This window comes from Desulfosarcina alkanivorans (genome assembly GCF_009688945.1).
GTDB lineage: Bacteria > Desulfobacterota > Desulfobacteria > Desulfobacterales > Desulfosarcinaceae > Desulfosarcina > Desulfosarcina alkanivorans.
Genome location: NZ_AP021874.1, coordinates 2,183,560 through 2,204,520 on the forward strand (window position 1 = coordinate 2,183,560; position 20,961 = coordinate 2,204,520).

The window sequence follows — 20,961 nt, forward strand, 5'->3', positions numbered from 1 at the left end:
AAGAGCCGCGGATGGGATCGGAGATCAGACCACTTCCATCAGATGCAACGGGATACGAATGCCCTAACTCATGTTGACACGACAAAGAAGAGAATTCACTTGAACCAGCCATCCGTTTACTTCATATCCGCTGCGCATCGCCTATTGTCGGTGGCCCTCTTCCTGTCCGTCTGGCTTCTGGCCAATGCCCACGCCTTCGTCCTGCGGGAAACAGTCACCCCATTTCCCGATCCGCCACCCGAATGGAAAATCTTCTCCGACTCCCTGACCGTATCCCCAGACAGCTCATCCCTGGCCTGCGTGGCACGAAACGGAGAGCGAATGACCGTCATGCGGGACGGGAAGCCCATGTCGGTTTTTTCCAAAATCGGTCGCGCCACGCCGGTGTACAGCGCCGATTCAAAGTCCATGGCCTTCACCGGCTACCGGGACAACCGGTGGCACATGGCCATCGACGATGCCGTCCACCCAGGATACGCGGCCGTGTCCGATCCACGATTCGCCCCCAGAGGCGACCGAATGGCCTACATTATCCGGGATGTATCCGGGCAGGCGGTCGTCGTCCAGGGACAACGACAAGGGCCGTATTTCGAGGGCATCGCCTTCAAGCCGGAGCATTTCGTTTTCAGCCCCGACGCTGCGCGACTCGCTTACGTCGGAGGCGATGCAGAAGGCTATAAGCCCGTGGTCGACAGTCGGCCCGCCGACGCCTGCGATGAAGTCGCCACTCCCGTTTTCAGCCCCGATAGCCGTCGCCTGGTCTGGAAGGTTAAAAGAAGCGGGAAATGGCACGTAATGGAGGACGGTGATTTGGGGCCCGGATTCGATGCCGTGGGCACCATGGTGTTCAGCCCGGATTCGCGGCACCTTGCCTATCTGGCCACCCGCGAAAAAAAAATGTGCGTCGTACGAGGCGGACTCATCGGAGCATGCTTCGACGCGGCCGCGCATCCCGTTTTCAGTCCCGATTCATCGCGATTTGCCCATATCGCCGTAGAAAAGCACCGATGGACGGTCATCATCGACGGAAAGGCCGGCAAATCCTTTGATCAAATCGGCGCCTTCCGCTTCAGTCCGGATTCGAAACGCACGGCCTACACGGTTCGGCAGGACGACCGGTGGTTGATGGTCGTGGACGATAGCTACGGGCCGCCCTTCGAAGTGGTCTCCATTCCGGTTTTCAGCCCGGACTCACGGACCATCGCCTACGCGGCGAAAACCACCATCGCGGATTCGGTCCAATGGATCGCCGTATTCGACGACAGGCTCGGGCCGGCATTCGACCGCATCACCCTTCCCTTTTTCAGCCCTGACGGGAAAAGGATGGCCTACATGGCCGTAAAGGACGGCGGATGGAGAATGGTCGTCGACGGTGTGAATGGGCCGGTTTACGACGGTTTGGCAATGCCGGTCTTCAGCCCCGACGCGAAACGCCTCGCCTACCTGGTCAAGCAGAATTCGACGTGGTCAGTGGCCGTCGACGGGGTGCAGGGAAAAATTCGGTTCCTGGGCGCGGTCAAGGGCGCGCGTCTTATCTTCGACACCGGTTCCCGGCTTCACACGCTGGTGATGGGCGCAGCAAACGAGGCGTTCGCGCGACTGGATGTCATCATCGCCGATGAGTGAGAACACCACGCAGGCGTCTTATTCGCCGCCGTACCGTGTGTTCGCGCGTAGGCGGAAAAATCGACAATGACTTATTCAACGACTAACAGATGGAGGAAACCGATGTACAAGATCATATGTATTGGGCTGACCGCGTTTGCGCTGCACCTGCTTGCCCCACCTACCGCGACGGCCGGATCCATCGCCGAGGCGGATGCCCTCTTCGAGCTTGGGGGCATTCAGAACTACGCGAAGGCCATTGAAATCTATGAAGGCTTGCTGGCCGACGATCCGGCATGCTTTGACTGTGCCTGGAAGTGCGCCCGTGCCCATCGAGAGTATGGAGAGAACGCAAAAAGGGCCAAGCTCGACGATTGGAAAAAAAACTGTGCGGAATACGGCAAGAAAGGCATGGAATACGCCGAAACGGCTCGTGCACTCCAGCCCGAGGATCCTGCCGGGCACTACTACTACGGCCTGTGCGTGGGAATTTATTCCGATGGCAAAAGCATCCTTACCGCACTAAAGGAGGGGTTGAAGGACAAGACCCAGAATAGCTTCGAACGCGCCTATGCGTTGGACAGAATGTACGACGACGGAGGGCCGATCCTCTACCTCGGCCGGTTTTGGGCGATCCTGCCCTGGCCCCTGAAGGACAAGAAAAAGTCCCTGGCGTACTACCGGGAATATCAGCAGACACCGTTTTTCGAAAACCGGGACGAGGCCAAAGTCTTCATGGTGGAGCTGCTTATCGACAAAGGCGGCAAGGCAAACAAGATTGAAGCGAGGCAGATCCTGGATCAGGCGGTAAACACCGAAGATCCATATTACAGGGATTGGGCCGCCCGTCTGCTGGGTGAGCTGAAATAAGCCCCTTTCCCATTGAAAACGGCATGGGCGGCAACCCCTCAAACAGCGGGTTGAAATAACGGCCCCTGTCGATGTGCGGCAAAACGATTCTGGCGGAAAGGCGAAAACGGGTTCATGCACGTTCTGGCGGCATTTCTCATCTTCATCGGACTCTATACGGGGTTTCGCACCATTCGTGAGATCCCTGAAAACGAACTGGTCATCACCACCGATGCCGCCGGTCGGGTCAAGGTGCGCGATGCGGTCACCTCCATCGAGGCCATGAACAAGGCGAACATCGTCCGGCAAGAGTATGATTACTCCTGCGGATCGGCGGCCTTGGCCACGCTGCTGAACTACCATTTCGGCGAGGATTTCGAGGAACGCCAGGTGATCCAGGGGCTCCTGCGCCACGGGGATAGCGATAAGATCGCACGCCGGCGGGCGTTTTCCCTGCTGGACATGAAACGGTTCGTCGGTATCCTCGGTTACAAAGGGGTGGGTTACAAGGCCGAATACGGGGATCTGGCCACCATGAAGCGTCCCTGCCTGCTGCCCATCAAGATTTTTGAATATCGTCATTTCACCGTCTTCCGGGGAATTTACAAGGACCATGTTTTTCTTGCGGATCCCTGGCGGGGCAACATCAGTCTCGCCAAGGACGCGTTTCTGGAAAAATGGTACCAGAACGTAATTTTCGTCGTCTATCCGGAAGGCGCGGAGGAAGTTCCGCTTCTGGCCTTGAAAGAAGAAGACCTGCGGTTTATCGATGAGGACACGGCCAGAAAAATCCTTTTCGATCCGGCGTTGAGCGTCAAACCACCCGTGGATCGCCGGATCGACGACCGTCCCCAGGTTCGCCAGGCATACAAAAGATAACAGCGATGGGCATCTTCGCGCCCCACCGCGTGAGAAGGAACGAAGCATGCTTCGAATGAAAATTCCGTTCTTGTTGTTTCTCGCATTTTTTTCGACATCGACAACGGGTTTCGCCGACGACGAGACCACTTTAGACCAAACCGTGCGAGGAGTTGTATCGGCCGATGAGAATAAACGCCAGCCGCAGGAGGGAGGCGACGCTCAACCGGAGCCCCCTCCCCCGCCACCCACTGACCGGCGCGAGACGGATCCGCGCATGAATGAGCTCTGGGACTCGTTGCAGTCCATGCAAGATGAAATAAAGCGGCTCCGGGAACAGCAGGAGGTCAGACGTCGACTGGAAATCACTGACGAGGAAAAAAAGGCTCAGGAGAAGGAAATCCTTCAGGCCGCCGGACGTGAATACACGACCATGAAGAAAGACACGCTTGGGCTGGAGTACAATTTCAACTACCAATACTACTCCTACGATATCATCAGTCAGGCTACGGAGGTGGAACGACACGCCAATCATAATCTCACCAACTCAATGTACATCGAATACGCGTTTCTGGACAACCTGACATGGAACCTGAACATGCCTTTTGTCTACAAGTGGGACAAAACGGGGACCGACCAGTCCATAAGCACGACAGAGCTTGACGATATCTCCACCGGCTTGCAGTATCAACCCTTGCGCAGCAAAGAGGGCTGGCCGGTTGTTATTTTGTTGGGGCGTGTCACCTTTCCCACGGGGCAGAGCCCCTATGAAATCAACATCAATGAGGAGCTGGCGACGGGCAATGGCTATTACTCCGCCTTTGGCGGTCTTTCCCTCAGCAAGACCATTGATCCGGTCATCGCCTTCGGGAACATCGGGTATACCTATAACTTCAAAGACGAAAGCCTGTCCCAGCGACGTAACGGGCTGGAACTGACAGGGATATCCCCTGGGGATTCCATCAGCGGTTCCGTGGGAATGGGGTTCTCCCTTTCTTACAACGTTTCCATGAATTTCAGCTACCAATACTCATACCAGATGAACACCCAGTACACCTGGCGAGAGATTCCGAAGACCGACAGCGGAAGCCGGACTTCATCCCTTTTTTACATCGGCGCCGGGTTTCGCTTGTCCCAAAAGTACTCGATCAACCTAAAAGTTGGAATCGGTTTAACGGACGAAGATCCGGATTTCGTGGTCGGTTTCCGCATCCCCTTCCAATTTGCATCGGATGGGTAAATTGGACAAAAAAGGTGATGGAAGCCTCCATTTGCCGCGGTCTTGCTGTACCGTGTGCCTGGCCGGCATGGTGATCGCCATTACCGTTGCCTTGACAGCACTGCCGACCACCGTCCTTGCGGCCTTCGACGAACAACTGGCCATCGATCCCGTTGCCGTCTCCCTGGCCAATGCCGTCACCGCCCACCCGCCCGGTCACATGGCTATCCATTACAACCCGGGCGGACTATCCACCCTGCCGGACGGCAAACATTTTTCCGCCGGAGCATCGGTGGTTCCCGTCATTGAAGCAACATCTTCCTTCATCCAAGACCCAGAATTTCCCGGCTTCATGGACACCTACAGGGAAGATATCGAGGTGAACGGCAAAAGCGGGACCAGCACCAGCGGGTTCATGTTCCTGCCGGTCTATGACCAGACCATCGACTTTCTCGGCGCTCCGGCATACGCTCTCTCCTTCCGAAAGCCAGGGTCCAGGTGGACCTTTGCCGTTGGCGGGTACGCACCCTTCGGCATCGGTCTTACGCATGGGGATGCGGATGATCCGTCCGTATTCGGCGGAAAGTCCGTTTATCACCAACACCTGATCTATTTCTCTCCAGCCCTCAGCTGTCAGATCACGCCCGACTTGTCTGTGGGTGCCTCCGTCGGACTGGGCCATTCATCCATCGGCGCCGAACTGGAGATGCGCGCTCCCAACGACATGGTCGCATTGACCAAACTACTGGGCGACGTGACACAAGGTCTCGAGATTCCCGTCCTTTCCGAGCTGACCCTCCCCCCCCCCTGGTTCGGTGGCGGAGTCGGCCCATTCAACCGGGTTGCCTCCCTGGAAATTACCGTATGGGACAACTTCAGCCCCAACTTCAATATCGGCTTACTGTGGGAACCATTGAAATGGTTGTCCATGGGCGCCTGCTACCAGAGTGCCATCAAATCAAGGCAGGCGGGCCGATACTCGTTCGATTACTCGGACGAATGGAAGCGTTTGATGAATTGGCTCGGCTCATCCCCCACACTGTTCATCGTGTCGAACGTGTTGGACCTACCCACCGGAGCGGTGGACCATCAATCGGGCAGGGTCACCAGCGAGGTCGAATATCCCCAGCGCGCCCAGTTCGGTATCAAGCTCCAGCCATTTCAACGTCTGCGCCTCATGGTGGATCTGAATTGGGCCGACTGGTCGTCGTTCAAACAGGACACGTTTGTTTTCGATCAGGACATCCAGGTATTCGAAGTGGTCAAGCTCCTTGGATACACCGGCGGCAACAATACACTGATTCTGAAAAGAAACTGGAAGGATACCTGGCACTGGAGTTTCGGGTTGGAAGTTGACCTTCTGGAATGGCTCACGGTGCGTTTCGGATACGAATACCGTCCCAGTTCCATTCCGGATGTCACTTACGACCTGGTGTATCCCATGCCGGACCTGGAAAACTACGGCGCCGGATTCGGCATCCGGTTCGCAAACGGCGTCGTCCTTGATTTCGCCGGCGCATACCTCGTTAATAAAAGTACCAGTATCCCCAACAATTCCAGCATAAACATGAACTCCACCGATTTCACCAAGCCGGTTTACAACCCATATGCCAGTATGAACTACGAACAGAAAACCGAAGCCTATATTTTTTCCTTCAAGATCTCCATGCCAACCCAAGTCATAACGGAAATGTTCAGCCGGCTTTTTTGATCTTCTCCGTAAAGACGCCATCCATACTTTTCTGTCCACGCCATCCCATCTGGAATATATTTTCGCCCCGGATCAAGTCTCCGGATAATCAGCCGATTATTTAAAATGTTAATTGACCGTCTCATCGGAAGGTGGTCGATGCGTTCTCCGGTATTCTGCCAGGAAAACATACAATCTCGCATGACGGGCTTCGCAAGATCTGAATGGTCTGCCAAACCACGGGCAATCGTGGGACGGAAAGCCACGGTTCCCGACCGGACGGTACGGAACGGACATGACGAAAAACGCCGTTTCGTCCGCTTGCCGATTACGGGGCTTCCCTGACGGCTGCCGAAACGGATCGGATCGCCGCGCAAATGGTCATCGCTTCCCTTCCGGGAGACCCTGCTTTGTCAACGGCCGCGATTTCTTCCTAAATCTTCGGGCCGTAAGGCAGGGCAATCATGCCAGGCGACGGCGTCAGAAAACCGGACGAGATAATCAGTGCCGCCTCCTCGATGATTGCCGCTCCCATTGCCATGGATCGTCACTTCACCGGTCTGGAAGCCACTTCCAGTGCCTTGATGAGCTATACGCTTGCGGCGTGTGCGGCCGGGCTGGCAAATTTTATTTTTGGCAGTTTGTTCGGTATCGGTCTGGTACCAGGTGCTCTCGAGATAGTGGTAGGTGATGTCTCCATACAAATGACGGGACCATCTTATAGATCTTTCATCCATTATCGATTTTTGCAATCAAAAGCCCTCTTCCCGGCAGCATGTTCTCTTCGTCGACACGAGCACATCGGACAAATATACTTTTTTTACGGCCGTAGTGGCCGTTTTTTTTTCATTCACCTGCGTACTGTCCTTTCATTATCTTTCCTCATTCGAATCGATCCGTCGCGGTTGCTCCTAAAGCGCAGACCATTACTGGTCCAGGTTTTCAGCCAACGCGTATCTTCATACCAAAGCATCTTTAGTTGTGGCGCAGTTTTTGCTCTGTCGCTTTGAAAGCATGGCATCGTTTGGACGACAAAACATCTTAGGTCAACTTCGCTTTTTGCAAAAAAGGGATAAAAAAATGAAATGGAATGTAGGATCCATCATCAGAAAAAGGGCCCAATTGACACCAGAAAAAAACGCCTTCATTTACGAAGGCGATCCGATTACTTATAAGCGTCTAAACGATGACACAAACCGTTTGGCCAACTATTTTCAATCGGTCGGACTGAAAAAGGGGGACCGTATTTCAGTCGACCTGCTGAACTGCACCGAGTTTCTGTCCATATACTTCGCCGCCGCCAAACTCGGCCTGGTCTTCGTCCCCCTGAACTGCCGAATGGTATCCGGAGAATTGGAATACCAACTCAACAATTGCGGATCGCGCCTGTTGATCTTCCATGACGCCTTCGGAAAGTTGATCGAGCCGATCCACAATTCGGTACAAGTGGACCCAGATAAATTCCTCTGCCTGCATGGAAGCAACCCCAAAGATTTCGCTACCCCCGATTGGGCAGTGGACTTCTGGGAGGCAATCGACGGACAGTCATCGACGGAACCCGAAGTCACCGAACTGATCGACCTGGACGACCCATTCGTAATTATCTATACGTCGGGTGTGACCGGGCAACCCAAGGGAGCGGTGCTCTCCCACGGCCAAACCTTTTTCAAGTGTTTCCAGATCATGATGTATACGGACATGCGTGAGGACGACGTTTTTCTATCCCAACTGCCTCTTTTTCACTCCGGCGGTCTTTTCATCATCGCAACACCGGTATTGTGCCGCGGCGCTTCCTTTGTAATGCGCAAAAGCTTCGAACCCGATCAGTTCACCCAGGATATCAATACGTACAAGCCAACGGTGATTTTCGCCCTAACCACCATGTGGCGCTTTATCCTGAAAGAGGACGCTCTCGATTCGGTGGACGTCAGTAACGTCCGCATCGTCCTTGGTGGAGGAGAAAGGACGCCGTCCAGTCTGCTTCGCGATCTGGAAAGTTACGGACTGAATATGCAGCAGGGGTTCGGCCAGACGGAAAATTCGGCAATGATGATACTGCCCAAAAAGGACACTCTTCGCAAGGAAGGCTCCATCGGTTTGCCTGGGTTCTTTACCGATATATGGATTGAGGATGAAACCGGCAAGAAACTTCCACCTGGTGAAATCGGCGAAATTGTCGCCGCGGGTCCGACGGTGATGTCCGGATACTGGAACATGCCGGAAAAATCGGCGAGCACTATCGTCAACGGCCGCTTGTTTACCGGCGACCTGGGATACATGGATGAAGAGGGCTATTTTTACATTGTCGACCGCGCCAAGGACATGTACCGGACCGGCGGTGAAAATGTCTACCCGGCGGAAATCGAAAAAATACTGGTCAATCACCCGGATATCGAAAATGCCGTAATCGTCGGTGTTCCCGATGATACGTGGGGCGAAACAGGCAAAGCATTTGTTGTCCCCGAAAAGGGAAAACCGGTTACCATCCAAGATATTCGGGAGTTTTTATCGGGTAAAGTCGCAAAATATAAGTTTCCGACCCATTTGGAAATCATCAGCACACTCCCCATGACCGCCACCGGCAAGATAAAGAAATCCGAACTGAAGGAAAAGTATCTGATGAACACGACATAGGAAACAAAACGGTTCTAGTAATCTCGATAACGGTATCTATCCCTACCCGTTTTCGGAAACCAATTGTTCGGCGTTTTACCAATCTTTTAACAGATGTCGACGCTGCACGAGACGATACAGGCGTTGAGGAATAAAAAAATGGATAAACAAAAAAGTAAACTGGCGAAGAAGAAATGGCAAGAAACGACCGTCTCTTCTCAACTTGAGAAATACGGCCTGAGTCGCTCCTGCACCCGGTTTTTCACGCCCGATGACATCAACGGCTTCGACTTTGAGGAAAAGGTCGGATTTCCCGGTCAGTACCCCTTCACTGCCGGCAATACCCCCCTTCCCCGCTGGCAGGCCTTTGCGAGCAAGCTGGCCAAGGCATCGGCGCGTCACGAATGGGGGGCCAGCAGTGCGGGAAAGTACGCAGGCTTCGGAACATCCGAGGATTATCGGGACTACCTGATCCGCATGCACACCATGGGCAGGAAAGGCGCGCCCAACATGGCCATGGACCTACCAACCCAATGTGGCTACGATTCCGACGATGCCTGGGCAGAGGGTGAGGTGGGACGGGTGGGCGTGGCCATCGACTCGTTGCGGGATTTCGAGGTGATATACGAGCCCTATAGCGGGAATATCGATCTGGACAAAATCGCCTCGAATTTCACCATCAACGCCCCCGCCGCCGTGATTATCGCCATGTACGCGGCACTTGCCGAGCAACGCGGCATCCCGTTGAAAAAATTGCGTGGCACGCCGCAAAACGATATCCTCAAGGAGTTCGTCGGTCGCGGTCTCTACATCTATCCACCGAGCCCCTCCCTGCGCCTTTTTCGGGACGCCCTCGCGTTTTGCACGAAGCACATGCCCCGCTTCAACATCACCAGTATCGGCGGTTACCATATGCGTGAGGCGGGCGCTACGAGAAGACAGGATCTCGCATTTAGCATGGCCATCGGTGCGGCCTACCTTCAATCGGGGATCGACGCCGGGCTGGACATCGATGCCTTCGCGCCGAACTTCACTTTTAACGCTTTCGGCGGGAGTATGGAGTTCTACAAGGAGATCGCCTTTCAACGCGCCGCCAGAAGAATGTGGGCCGGAATGCTCAGAAACCGTTTCGGCGCCAAAAACCCCAGAAGCATGTTGATCCGTCAGATTTCGACGGCCCACATCGGCTGCAGCAGCACACAGCTGCAGCGACCGCTGAACAACCTATCCCGCGCGATCATCGGCGGAATGGCCGCTGGCATGTCCGGCGGTATACCGGGGACATTTCCGCCCTATGACGAACCTTTGGGATTGGGCCACAGCCTCGAAGCGCAGCAACTTTCCCATGACGGTACAAGAATTCTCATATACGAGGCCAAGCTGGGTGAGGTCCTGGACCCGTGGGCCGGGTCGTATTTCATGGAGTCCTTGACCAACGACATGGAAAAAGCCGCATCGGAGGAGGTTGAAAAAATCGAAAAAATGGGTGGAGCGGTCGCCGCCATCGAAAACGGATACATGCAGAAAGCCGTCGCCCAAAGCAGTTATGAAAAACAAAAAAAGATCGAAAACCAGGAGGAATTCATCGTCGGCGTGAATTGCTTTACCGGTGCCCATGAGATCGAGGTCAGTATCGACCGCAGTGTCGAGGAGTTATATTCCGCCGACCTGATGGCTACGGCAGAGGCTCGTCAGATCGAGAATCTCGCCCGATTAAAGAGGAACCGGAACAACAAGGAGGTCTGTCGTTGCCTGCGAAACCTGAAGAAAAATGCAAAGGACGAATCGAAGAATCTGATGCCGGATATACTGGCCTGCGTAAAATGCTATGCGACCCTTCAGGAGATATGCGATCAACTCAGAGAGGTATTCGGAGAGGCTGAACCCGCCAAACTATAGTCATGATGGACACCATCACTATTTCGGGACCGCCCGATGGCCGCGTAGCCGGATATAAGGAGGTTCAAGTGACCAATTTTGAAGCGCTGGTTTCAGGAGTTCTTCTTTTCAACGCGATTCCTCACCTTGTTCAGGGGATTTGCGGCAAGAGGCACATGACACCGTTCGGGAAAAGCTCCAGCCCTACGATCAATGTGGCCTGGGGTTGGGTCAACCTGTTGGCAGGGGGGGGCGTGGTTATCCATTCATCATCGGTGCCATGGACAGGCATCACTTATGCCTGCTTCTGCATGGGTGGGGGGCTCACATCGTTTCTCTTGGCCCGTTTCTGGACCAATCCTGATGCGAGGCTGCCCTGGCAAAAGAAATAGTCGACCCCGAACCGGTATTTACGTCGAGCCTCCTCTTTCCACAATTGTTGGGCTTTGCGCAAACCGTGAACTCGTTTTCTTCAAACCGACACAGGAGATAACCACCGATGAATCAAGCATCCGATGCAATGACCAAAGAATTGGCGCGGTTTATCGCGGAACTCGACACGAAAGAGATACCGGCGACCGTTTACGAACACGCCAAAGTCGCCTTTATGGACTGGATCTGTGTGACCCTGGCCGGCAAGGATGATCCCGCGGTGAAAAAACTGCTTAGTTACTCCGATACCATGGGAGGAAATCCACAAGCGACCATTTTGGGCCATGGGACAAAAAGCAGCCTCAGTCACGCAGCTCTCATCAACGGAACGGCCTCCCATGCACTCGATTATGACGATACACTTGAGGCTTTCCTGGGACATCCGTCTGTGACCATATTCCCGTCGATTCTCGCCCTTGGAGAATGGACCGGCAAATCGGGGAAAGCCTTTTTGACCGCTTACATCACCGCACTGAAAGTGGGAGCCGCCATTGGCGCCTGCGGGGGTATGGACCACTACATGAGCGGTTGGCACGCCACCTCGACCCTTGGACATTTCGCCTCGGCTGCAGGATGTGCCAAATTGATGGGGTTGGACGAAAAACAGACGGTAAATGCGCTGGGGATCGCAGGCACGCAGGCATCGGGATTAAAGCGCGTGTTCGGGACCATGTGCAAGCCTTTTCACGCCGGTCGTGCCTCCCAGGCGGGAATGCTTTCCGCCCTGCTGGCCGAGAATGGATTCTCCAGCGCCGAAGATATCCTCGAAGGAAGTCACGGTTTTTTCCAGGTACTGAAGGGGGAGGTGAACCACAAGGTGCTCGGCACGCTGGGAAAGACCTGGGACATCGAAAATCTGGCGCAGAAATACCATGCCTCCTGCCACGCCACCCATTCCCCCATAGAGGGTGCGCTTTCCATCGTGGCCGACAACAGTCTCGCCGTAGCGGATATCGCTTCCCTGCGGGTATTCTGTTCGCAATTGTCCCTGGACGCCGCCGGTAACCACCAACCGAAATCCGGCCTCGAGGGTAAGTTCAGTATTACCTATTGCCTTGCAAATGCACTCATCCGAAAACAGACCGGAATCGCGGCATTTACCGACGCAAGGGTTAATGACCCGGAAATATTGATATTTATGGACAAGATCGATGTAATCCATACGGATGAGTTCAAGGGCCTGGAGGCGACAATAGAAATCGAGACGAATTCAGGGGCGGTACACGAGCAGACATTCAATATCTTGAAGGACATCCCGCCGCTCGAGGATAAACAGGCCAAGATAAGAACCAAATTCGACGATTTATGCACCCCTTTACTGGGAGCGGGGGGGGCGGAAAAACTGGCGGGTCTCATTGCCGCTCTTGACCAGGTCGAAAACATCAAATCAGTCATAGACGCCACAAACGCCTCACTATGACTTGGGGACAAGGCCGTTATTTCTGATTTCAAAAATTTTCATTTTTCGGACCCACAAACAGTTTAACCATTGAGGAGAAGACATGATGACTGAAAATTGTGTTATCGTGAGCGCCAAGAGGACACCATTCGGGAAATACCTCGGATCTCTGTCACAGATGGAACCGCTGGACGTAGCCGTTCATGCAGCCAATTCCACACTGGACGCCGCCGGAACGGAGATCCGCGACAAGATCGATCAAATTTTCGTAGGCAATTGCATTCCAGGCGCCTTCGAAACCGCCTCGGTCACCGGAAGACAAATCGGCCTGAAGCTCGGCCTCGATGTTTTCACCACCACCATCGACACGGCCTGCTGCTCCCCACTCTCCGCCCTTCGCATGGCGCTTTGGGGGCTACGCCTGGGTGAGATCGAGTCCGCGCTGGTGATCGGAATCGAGGCCATGAGCCGCACCCCTCACGTCAGCCGCCAGTTCCGTGAAGGCGTCCGGATCGGCGGGATCAATCTCCCCGATCCCATCTTTCCGATCTCCTATCCGGGGTATCACTCCGTGGCCGTGGATGCCTCCGACGGCGCCGAAAAATACAAGATCTCCAAACGCATGCTAGACACCTTCGCCATGGGGTCACACCTGAAATGGGCCCAGGCAATGAAGGAGAACAAGTTCGGTGACGAGATCTCTCCCATAATGGTGAAAAAAGGCCGCCAGAAATACCTGTTCACGACCGACGAAATGCCAAGACCTCAGGGATCGGTCGCCGGTATCGAAATGCTGCCGCCCGTATTTGGCGCCAAGACCACCACGGCCGGAAACGCGCCCGGACTTAATGACGGGTCATCGGCCATGGTCGTGATGACCGAAAAAAGGGCCAATGCTCTCGGATTGACCATTTTGGGGACGATTGTCGATCAGGTGGGAGATACCGATATGCCCTACGGCATCTCATGGATTCCGGCGAGCGCCATCAAGAAGATTCTTTCCAGGACAGAAAACACCATCGATGACATAGATCTCATTGAGATCAATGAAGCCTTTGCCGCCATGCCATTGGTCAGCACGCGGATCCTGTCCGAAAACGACGACAAAAAATGGCATGCGCTGATTGAAAAAACCAATGTCAACGGCGGAGCCATCGCCATCGGACACCCGGTCGGCGCATCCGGACTCAGAATCACGATGTCCATGATGTACGAGTTGAGACGAAGGGGCGGCGGACTTGGCGTGGCGGCCATCTGTGGCGGATTGACCCAAGGTGAGGCGATCTTGGTTCGCGTTTGAAATCACGCCTGTAGGAAAACTTGGATGCTCGGCTTGAAAGGAGAAAGACATGCCGGAAGTAAAATACCAGATTGATTCCGATACGAAAATCGCGACGTTCGTGATAGATAGCGCCGGCCCGGTCAACACCATCGGCGAACAGTTCATCAAGGATCTTGCCGCGGCCACGAAAATGGCCAACCGGGACAACGTTAACGGGGTGATACTTCTGTCGGGCAAGAAGAAAAGCTTCCTCGACGGTGCCAACCTGATGGAGATCATGAAAGACGGATCTCCATTTAATCTAAAGTACATCGTGCTGAAACTCCAGGATTCACTGTCGGGACTGGCGAAAAGCCCCTTTCCGGTGGCCGCGGTGCTGCCTGGCCAAACGGCCCTGGGCGGTGGTTTCGAGACCCTGCTCTGGTGCTGCGATAAAATTTTCGCCTCTCCTGGAACCAAACTGGGCCTGCCCGAAGTGAACATCGGTCTCTTTCCGGCCGGGGGGGGGCCTGAAACGCTCCGGAGAATCGTCGGTGTCGAAAAGGCCGTGGATATCGTCATGAAGGGACAGGTGCTTCCCGCGGAAGCCTATGTCGACACCGGGCTCGTGGCCATGGTTCCCGCCGGGGAAGGCATGGCGGAAGCCCAAAAGTGGCTGTCGGCGAACGCGGGCCTCGTGAACCGCAATTACACGGACAACTGGAAGGACCCCGGCGGATTGAGCGTTGCGGAACAAAAGGAAGTGATCGCAAAAGCGAGAAAGAAATTCTGCGCGTGTGCCGAAAAACCCTACCTAAGGGCCGCCATCGACGCCATGGCCGATGGGATCGGACTTCCCGTCGAGGAAGCGTCGGCCAAGGAAGTGGACTACTTCGCACCGCTCATCGCGGATCAAAACGTGAAAAACAAGATCGATTTCTTCTTCCTGATGAACAGCATCGCCCCGAAGCTCACCCGCGCGAACACCAAAAAAGCGGTGCCCGCGCCAGAAGTCGCCATCATCGGCGCCGGATTGATGGGGCAGGGCATCGCTCAGGTGTGCGCTGACAAAGGCATCAATGTTGTTCTGATCGATGTGGACCAACAAACGGCCCAGGCCGCGAAGGAGAAAATCGAAAAAGGGTTGGAGCCCCTCGTGCAAAAAGGGAAGTGGTCCGCCCAGCGAAGGGACACGCTTCTTGAAAAAATCCGGGTGTCCGACGACTACAACGAACTGAAAAACGTATCCCTGGTTATCGAAGCCGTATTCGAGGAAATCGGCCTGAAACGAAAAATCCTAAACAAGGTACAGGCAATCAACCCGGACATCGTCTTCGCATCCAATACGTCAACCATGCAAATGCAGGAAATCGCCGCCGAATCAAGTCGCCCCGAACAAGTCGTCGGAATGCACTACTTCTCTCCAGTCCCCCTGATGCCGCTTCTCGAGGTTATTCAGGGTCCGCAGACCTCCGAAGCCGCGTTGGCGACGGCCCTGCTTTCCGGACAACAGCAGGGCAAGACCTGCGTGGTCGTGGGCGATGGTCCCGGTTTCTACACCAGCAGAACCTTCGGCGTCTATGTTATGACCGGGTTCTGCCTGGCGGAATTGGGCCTGGATCCGTGGCACGTCGACCGCTTGGCGCTGGAAGCCGGCTTTCCTCAGGGGCCGCTGAACATTTACGGCACTGCGGGCGGAAACGTCATCTACCATGCAGGCCTGAACATGCAGGAAAAACGTCCGGAACTGATGGTAATGCCAAACACCTTGATCAGGATGTACGAGGCCGGGTATGTCGGTGCCGGCAAACCCTGCTTTTACAAGAACGGCATGGAACCCGACGAAACGGCGCGGCAGTTCATCGTTTCCGACGGCGAACGGCCGACGCCGGACGATGAAGAGGCAAAGGCGATGCTCCTGCTCGCCATGGCCAACCAGGCGTTCCACTGTCTCGATGAGGGCGTCGTGAAAAGCTACTATAGCATGGACCTTGCGGCGGTACTCGGCATCGGATTCCCCGATTGCTGGCACGGTCCCGCCCGCTACGTGAGCAACATTGGCGTGAAGGCGACCCTGAGCCGGTTGCAGGCGCTTTATGAAAAATACACGATTCCTTTCTTCAAACCTGCGGATGAATTTGAACGACTGGCCGCCTGCGGCGTGGACAAGGGACTTGTATAAACACTTGGTTATGCATCCCCGGACATCTCGGCCGGGGATGCCATAGATACGAGGACATCCATGGATGAGAAAAAGAAAATCAGAGTCCTGATCGCAAAACCCGGGCTGGACGGCCATGAGCGGGGCGCCCGGGTCATCGCCTACGGCCTGAGAGACCTCGGATTCGAGGTCATCTACACGGGGCTGCGGCAAACCACCGACCAGATCGTCACGGCGGCAATCCAGGAGGATGTGAACGTGGTCGGGCTGTCGATTCTTTCCGGTGCCCATATCTCCCTGACCCGAAAGGTTCTCGATCAACTGAGGGAACGCGATGCCGGTGATGTGATGGTCATCATCGGCGGAATCGTACCGGAAAAAGACCATGCGGAATTATCGGAAATGGGCGTTGCCGGCATTTTCACAGCCGGAAGCGCCATCAAGGACGTGGCCGCGTTCATCCGGTCGAAGCTCGCCTGAAATCCGTTTTCCGGTCAAGGATAGCCTTCATGAAATCGAATCGTCTTTCAAAACTCATAGGCATTGACTACCCGCTGTTCCTCGGTCCGATGCGCCTGATCACACTGGGGGAGATGGCCGCCGCCGTTTCAAACAGCGGTGGATTCGGCCAAATCGCGGCTTCCGGCCTCTCGCCGGACCGCCTCCGAGAAGAGATCGACAAAGCACACCGCCGGACGGACCGGCCTTTCGGGGTAAACATCCCGATCTACAGAAAAAACGCTATCGACCAACTGGAGGTCTGCACGCAATGCGGAATCCGCACGATCACCACATCGGCGGGCAATCCGACCAGAATCATCGAACTGCTCCGGAACTCCGGAGTCAAGGTGCTGCACAAGGTTTCCTCGGTGGAAATGGCCCTGAAGGCGGAGTCCGCCGGCGTCGATGCCGTCATCGCCACAGGTCACGAGGCCGGCGGCCACGTGGGACGGGATGGCGCCACGACCTTCTGTCTGGTACCCATGCTTGTCGATGCCTTGCAAATTCCCGTGATCGCCGCCGGTGGTATCGCTGACGCCCGGGGACTCGTGGCAGCGTTCGCTTTCGGTGCTGAAGGCGTGGAGGTGGGGACGCGTTTCGTCGCGACGGATAAAGCGCCGGTTCCGGATTTTTTTAAGGAGCTTCTCATTATGGCGCGTAGCCAATCGACCACCCTTCTCGGGAAAAACGCCATGCCCATTCGAGTGTTGAAGAACAAGGCCGCAGTGTCAATCCTGAATCCTGTGAAAAGTGAGGAAGATCGTCAGATCCAGGGTGACGCCGCGGACAGACAATACATTCAATCAGGGGGAGATGCGGACTCGGCGATCATGCCGGCCGGTCAGATCGCCGGTCTGATTCAAAATGTTAAAGACATTGGTGCCGTCTTCCCTGAAATGATCGAGGCGGCCCATACCATTTCGGAAAGGGTCTTCAAGAACTTTCAACGGGAGAGATAGATGGGGTGGGAATACGTTCTATGTGAAAAGAAGGACTCAATCGCGACCATAACCCTCAACCGGCCGGAAAAGTACAACGCCTTCGGTGGCAGAATGAGGCAAGAGCTCTTGGAAGCAGTCGAGGATTCCTGTTCGGACAAGGAGGTTCGGGTGATCGTTATCACCGGCGCGGGCAAGGCCTTTTGCGCGGGCGGTGATGTGGATGAATTCGTTTCCGGAAAAACCCAGGCACTGGCCGATACGGTATCCAACGAAAGACACGCCATGTCCAAGATCGTTTTGGCCATCAATTCCGTGGAAAAGCCGGTCATCGCAGCGGTCAACGGCGTCGCCGCAGGCGGCGGCTGCAATCTGGCACTCTCCTGCGACATCCGGATCGCCAGCGAAAAAGCACGTTTCGGCCAGGTCTTTACCCGCCGGGGAGCCCATCCCGACTGGGGAGGTATTCATTTCTTGCCCAGGTTGGTAGGTTACGCCAAGGCGGCCGAGCTCATTTTCAGCGGTGAAGTTATCGATGCCCAAGAGGCCCTGAAGCTCGGAATGATCAATCGGCTGGTTCCCCATGATCAGCTCGGACAGGCGACAGATGAACTCGCTGGAAAAATCGCCGGCAACGCGCCAATCCCCATCGCTTTCGCAAAAAGAGGCCTCCAGAATTTTCTGAAAATGGATTTACCCCAGGCCTTGGACTACGAGTCCTACGTTCTGGATGTCTGCCTGAAAAGCGATGACTTCATGGAAGGGTTCAAGGCTTTTATGGAAAAGAGGGAACCGACGTTTAAAGGGAAATAGCATAGCCATATGAAAATGGACTGGAAACAGCTAATCGAAGAGATGCAAAATGGATCGGTACGCGCCCTTGCAAGGTTGATCACAAGGGTCGAAAACCGGGATTCCGGGTGGATCGAGGCCATGCAAAGGATCTATCCGTATACCGGTCGCGCCCGAATCATCGGCATTACCGGGTCCCCCGGTGCCGGCAAGAGCACCCTCACGGACCGCCTGGCCCGCATCATGGCTGACGAATCACGCCGGGTGGGAATTATCGCCGTCGATCCATCCAGTCCATTTTCAGGGGGTGCCCTGTTGGGGGATCGCTTGCGGATGAATCAAGTGACCGCCAGCAACGATATTTTCTTTCGTTCCATGGCTACCCGTGGCGCCCTTGGCGGACTATGCGTCGCAGCAAGGGATGTAGTCAAAATCATGGACGCCTTCGGAATGGACACGATTCTCATCGAAACCGTGGGGGTCGGTCAAGATGAGGTGGATGTGGTCAAAACGGCCGATATGGTCTCGGTCGTCTGCGTCCCGGGAATGGGCGACGGCGTTCAGGCGATCAAGGCCGGAATAATGGAGATCGCTGACATATTCATCATCAACAAGGCCGACCATGAAGGATCGGATCAAGCAGCGGCCGACATCCGCGCGATGCTGGAACTCGCGGCCGACGAACATGCAAAGGAAATTCCCGTGGAAAAAACCGTCGCCACGACGGGTGAGGGCATCCCAAAAGTCGCCGACATACTGATGAATGGACGCGGGCTACGTGATACCGAAACCGATCGACGCGAGAAGAAAATCAGAGATGAAATATCCGGTCTACTGGAAAAGGAAGTCGCCCGTCGTTTGGAAAGACGGCATGCCGAAAGCCACGAAATAGAAAACGCCGTCCGGAAAATCCTCGCGCGAGAACTGGATCCGTACACTTTCGTAAAGCAAATGTTGGATCGTTTACTCTAGCGTTTCTTACTACTATTTTTTTTAACCTCCCGCCCAAAGGGAATACCCAGCTTTTTCATTCGTTTTCGCAAGGTGGATGGGTGAATGGCAAGTAATTTGGCAGCCCCCTTCTCTCCCTCAATCTGACCGTTACATTGCTTGAGTACTTTTCGGATGTAGATAGACATGACCGCATCAAGGGGCAACACGACCTTGTCTTCTTCGACAACATGTGATTCACTGCCCGTCTGGCCATCCATTACCGAAGAGAGGATGTCCCGAAAAGTCAGTGTGCCTTTCTTGCAGAGAATCAGATCACGCTCCACGGCGTTTTCCAGTTCACGTACATTTCCCGGCCATGGATAACGCAGCAGCATATCTAAGGTGCCGGTTTCGACACGCGGCATGATCGACCGTTTCATCTCCCTGGATTTCTTCTGTATGAAATGGGATAACAATGCCGGAATATCCTGCCGTCGCTTTCGTAGAGGAGGGATGGTAATCGGAAAAACCCGCAACCGGTAGTACAAGTCTTCCCGAAATCCGCCATCGGCCACCATTTTTTCTAAATTCCGGTGTGTTGCCGCAAGGACTCGTATATCCACGGGAATCGTTTCGATGCCCCCAACACGCTCAATTTCCTTCTCCTGCAAGACGCGAAGAAGCCTGACTTGCGCCTCTGGCGACAGTTCTGCGATCTCGTCCAGAAAGATCGTCCCGCCGTCTGCTCGTTCGAACCGGCCGCGTTTACGTGATACGGCACCGGTAAACGCACCTTTCTCATGCCCGAACAACTCGCTGTCCATCAGCGTAGCCGGCATAGCGCCACAATTCACGCGGATGAAGGGGCCGTTACATCTCAGCGAAAGCTTATGAATCGCGTTGGCGATCACTTCCTTGCCCACCCCGGTTTCTCCCATCAACAGAACGGGACTGTTGAGCGCCGCAACCTGATTTACCAACTCCATCACTGCTTTCAATCCGAGATCGCCGCCGACCACTTCGTCCCCGGCGATGTGGCGCAACTCTTCTTGAAGATAACGATTATCGTCCTCCAACATTTCGCGCAACACTTGAAGCTCCCTAAACCGTATGCAGTTTGCCAGGGCAATGGCAAAGGGTTCATTCAAAATGGCAAGCAATTTCTCATGATGGTGATTGAATTTGATGTTCGGCTCGCAAAAAACGGAAACCGTCCCCACAAATTTTCCCTCGAGAGCCAGGTCCAGGAGCAACCCGGACAAGTGGGGCACCCCCAATTGACGGGCAACCGGACCCGCCACCGCATCGTCTCCCAAACGATTCACCTGTTTGGTTCGCAGGGAACGTTGATCTTCGACCTGTCGCCGGCCTCTTGGAGACAAGGGCGTGCGCAAGGCCATGGTCTGTGCGTCGTCGATCGTGGCCATGGCCACTGTCTCCACAATGCCGAGTTCACGGTCATAGATATGAAAACAAAAATGTGAGGCCGGCAGGAATCGGCATAAGTACTCAAGGCACCGCTGCATGGCAATCTCAATTTCGAGGCTGCTGCAGATCCGCAAAGCCGCCTCACGAAAAAAATCGCTTTCGTTAGCGTTCATGACGTTCTTCTCTGTAGGAATTGAAAAGCGGATTTATCCCTCGTACGAAACCCTTCGTTGTTACCGGCGTCAACTGTACTATAGAGCAGAATATCATAATCCGTACCATAGTCCAGCCTTTTCTCTCCCATGGTCAGGAATTTTAAATGCGGTATATACGTTCTTAAAAAGGTTTTTAGATGAATCAGCCCGATTCATCAAGGGTATTAGAATTTTAACTTTTAGTTATTC

17 protein-coding genes are annotated in these 20,961 nt (G+C 54.7%); 16 read left to right on the top strand and 1 reads right to left on the bottom strand.

Features of this window, described 5'->3' with window-relative positions:
* The first annotated feature begins 99 nt into the window (after nt 1–99).
* The 16 genes from DSCA_RS09660 (at nt 100) to meaB (ending at nt 19,168) form a co-directional block, all read left to right on the top strand.
* Nucleotides 100–1,626 (top strand): TolB-like translocation protein, encoded by a 1,527-nt coding sequence (locus DSCA_RS09660; protein WP_167527687.1) that lies wholly within the window; start codon nt 100–102, stop codon nt 1,624–1,626.
* Between the two features lie 102 nt (nt 1,627–1,728).
* Complete coding sequence (locus DSCA_RS09665) at nt 1,729–2,475, top strand: hypothetical protein (protein WP_155316236.1); 747 nt, start codon at nt 1,729–1,731, stop codon at nt 2,473–2,475.
* A gap of 114 nt (nt 2,476–2,589) precedes the next feature.
* Nucleotides 2,590–3,333, top strand: coding sequence for a C39 family peptidase (locus tag DSCA_RS09670; RefSeq protein ID WP_155316237.1), 744 nt, complete (start codon nt 2,590–2,592; stop codon nt 3,331–3,333).
* A gap of 256 nt (nt 3,334–3,589) precedes the next feature.
* Nucleotides 3,590–4,552 (top strand): transporter, encoded by a 963-nt coding sequence (locus DSCA_RS09675; protein WP_167527688.1) that lies wholly within the window; start codon nt 3,590–3,592, stop codon nt 4,550–4,552.
* Between the two features lies 1 nt (nt 4,553).
* Nucleotides 4,554–6,242, top strand: coding sequence for an OmpP1/FadL family transporter (locus tag DSCA_RS09680; RefSeq protein ID WP_167527689.1), 1,689 nt, complete (start codon nt 4,554–4,556; stop codon nt 6,240–6,242).
* A gap of 443 nt (nt 6,243–6,685) precedes the next feature.
* On the top strand, nt 6,686–7,231 hold the full coding sequence (locus DSCA_RS09685) for a hypothetical protein (RefSeq protein ID WP_155316240.1): 546 nt from the start codon (nt 6,686–6,688) through the stop codon (nt 7,229–7,231).
* 70 nt (nt 7,232–7,301) lie between these two features.
* Nucleotides 7,302–8,855: a class I adenylate-forming enzyme family protein gene (locus DSCA_RS09690; protein ID WP_155316241.1), complete on the top strand. Its 1,554-nt coding sequence runs from the start codon at nt 7,302–7,304 to the stop codon at nt 8,853–8,855.
* A 138-nt stretch (nt 8,856–8,993) separates the two neighbouring features.
* Complete coding sequence (locus tag DSCA_RS09695) at nt 8,994–10,733, top strand: methylmalonyl-CoA mutase family protein (RefSeq protein WP_167527690.1); 1,740 nt, start codon at nt 8,994–8,996, stop codon at nt 10,731–10,733.
* A gap of 68 nt (nt 10,734–10,801) precedes the next feature.
* On the top strand, nt 10,802–11,104 hold the full coding sequence (locus tag DSCA_RS09700; protein WP_155316243.1) for a hypothetical protein: 303 nt from the start codon (nt 10,802–10,804) through the stop codon (nt 11,102–11,104).
* 128 nt (nt 11,105–11,232) lie between these two features.
* The gene (locus DSCA_RS09705; RefSeq protein ID WP_231716520.1) at nt 11,233–12,564 is read left to right on the top strand and encodes an MmgE/PrpD family protein; all 1,332 of its coding nucleotides are present in this window, start codon (nt 11,233–11,235) and stop codon (nt 12,562–12,564) included.
* 82 nt (nt 12,565–12,646) lie between these two features.
* The gene (locus tag DSCA_RS09710; protein WP_155316245.1) at nt 12,647–13,843 is read left to right on the top strand and encodes a thiolase family protein; all 1,197 of its coding nucleotides are present in this window, start codon (nt 12,647–12,649) and stop codon (nt 13,841–13,843) included.
* Between the two features lie 49 nt (nt 13,844–13,892).
* Complete coding sequence (locus tag DSCA_RS09715; RefSeq protein WP_155316246.1) at nt 13,893–15,986, top strand: 3-hydroxyacyl-CoA dehydrogenase NAD-binding domain-containing protein; 2,094 nt, start codon at nt 13,893–13,895, stop codon at nt 15,984–15,986.
* A gap of 60 nt (nt 15,987–16,046) precedes the next feature.
* Nucleotides 16,047–16,445, top strand: coding sequence for a cobalamin B12-binding domain-containing protein (locus DSCA_RS09720; protein WP_155316247.1), 399 nt, complete (start codon nt 16,047–16,049; stop codon nt 16,443–16,445).
* Nucleotides 16,446–16,474: 29 nt separating this feature from the next.
* Nucleotides 16,475–17,425, top strand: coding sequence for an NAD(P)H-dependent flavin oxidoreductase (locus tag DSCA_RS09725; RefSeq protein ID WP_155316248.1), 951 nt, complete (start codon nt 16,475–16,477; stop codon nt 17,423–17,425).
* Nucleotides 17,426–18,217, top strand: coding sequence for an enoyl-CoA hydratase/isomerase family protein (locus tag DSCA_RS09730; protein ID WP_155316249.1), 792 nt, complete (start codon nt 17,426–17,428; stop codon nt 18,215–18,217). It abuts the gene before it with no gap.
* Between the two features lie 9 nt (nt 18,218–18,226).
* Nucleotides 18,227–19,168 (top strand): methylmalonyl Co-A mutase-associated GTPase MeaB, encoded by a 942-nt coding sequence (gene meaB / locus DSCA_RS09735; RefSeq protein WP_155316250.1) that lies wholly within the window; start codon nt 18,227–18,229, stop codon nt 19,166–19,168.
* On the opposite strand, the gene DSCA_RS09740 is transcribed toward meaB, so the two are convergent.
* The gene (locus DSCA_RS09740; RefSeq protein WP_155316251.1) at nt 19,165–20,730 is read right to left on the bottom strand and encodes a sigma-54 interaction domain-containing protein; all 1,566 of its coding nucleotides are present in this window, start codon (nt 20,728–20,730) and stop codon (nt 19,165–19,167) included. The genes meaB and DSCA_RS09740 overlap by 4 nt on opposite strands.
* Nucleotides 20,731–20,961 lie beyond the last annotated feature (231 nt).

Coding starts and splice junctions, on each gene's coding strand:
- DSCA_RS09725 (WP_155316248.1), top strand. CDS start 16,475: ATGAAATCGAATCGTCTTTCAAAACTCATAGGCATTGACTACCCGCTG.
- DSCA_RS09730 (WP_155316249.1), top strand. CDS start 17,426: ATGGGGTGGGAATACGTTCTATGTGAAAAGAAGGACTCAATCGCGACC.
- DSCA_RS09685 (WP_155316240.1), top strand. CDS start 6,686: ATGCCAGGCGACGGCGTCAGAAAACCGGACGAGATAATCAGTGCCGCC.
- DSCA_RS09670 (WP_155316237.1), top strand. CDS start 2,590: ATGCACGTTCTGGCGGCATTTCTCATCTTCATCGGACTCTATACGGGG.
- DSCA_RS09710 (WP_155316245.1), top strand. CDS start 12,647: ATGATGACTGAAAATTGTGTTATCGTGAGCGCCAAGAGGACACCATTC.
- meaB (WP_155316250.1), top strand. CDS start 18,227: ATGAAAATGGACTGGAAACAGCTAATCGAAGAGATGCAAAATGGATCG.
- DSCA_RS09740 (WP_155316251.1), bottom strand. CDS start 20,730: ATGAACGCTAACGAAAGCGATTTTTTTCGTGAGGCGGCTTTGCGGATC.
- DSCA_RS09695 (WP_167527690.1), top strand. CDS start 8,994: ATGGATAAACAAAAAAGTAAACTGGCGAAGAAGAAATGGCAAGAAACG.
- DSCA_RS09675 (WP_167527688.1), top strand. CDS start 3,590: ATGAATGAGCTCTGGGACTCGTTGCAGTCCATGCAAGATGAAATAAAG.
- DSCA_RS09705 (WP_231716520.1), top strand. CDS start 11,233: ATGACCAAAGAATTGGCGCGGTTTATCGCGGAACTCGACACGAAAGAG.
- DSCA_RS09720 (WP_155316247.1), top strand. CDS start 16,047: ATGGATGAGAAAAAGAAAATCAGAGTCCTGATCGCAAAACCCGGGCTG.
- DSCA_RS09690 (WP_155316241.1), top strand. CDS start 7,302: ATGAAATGGAATGTAGGATCCATCATCAGAAAAAGGGCCCAATTGACA.
- DSCA_RS09715 (WP_155316246.1), top strand. CDS start 13,893: ATGCCGGAAGTAAAATACCAGATTGATTCCGATACGAAAATCGCGACG.
- DSCA_RS09665 (WP_155316236.1), top strand. CDS start 1,729: ATGTACAAGATCATATGTATTGGGCTGACCGCGTTTGCGCTGCACCTG.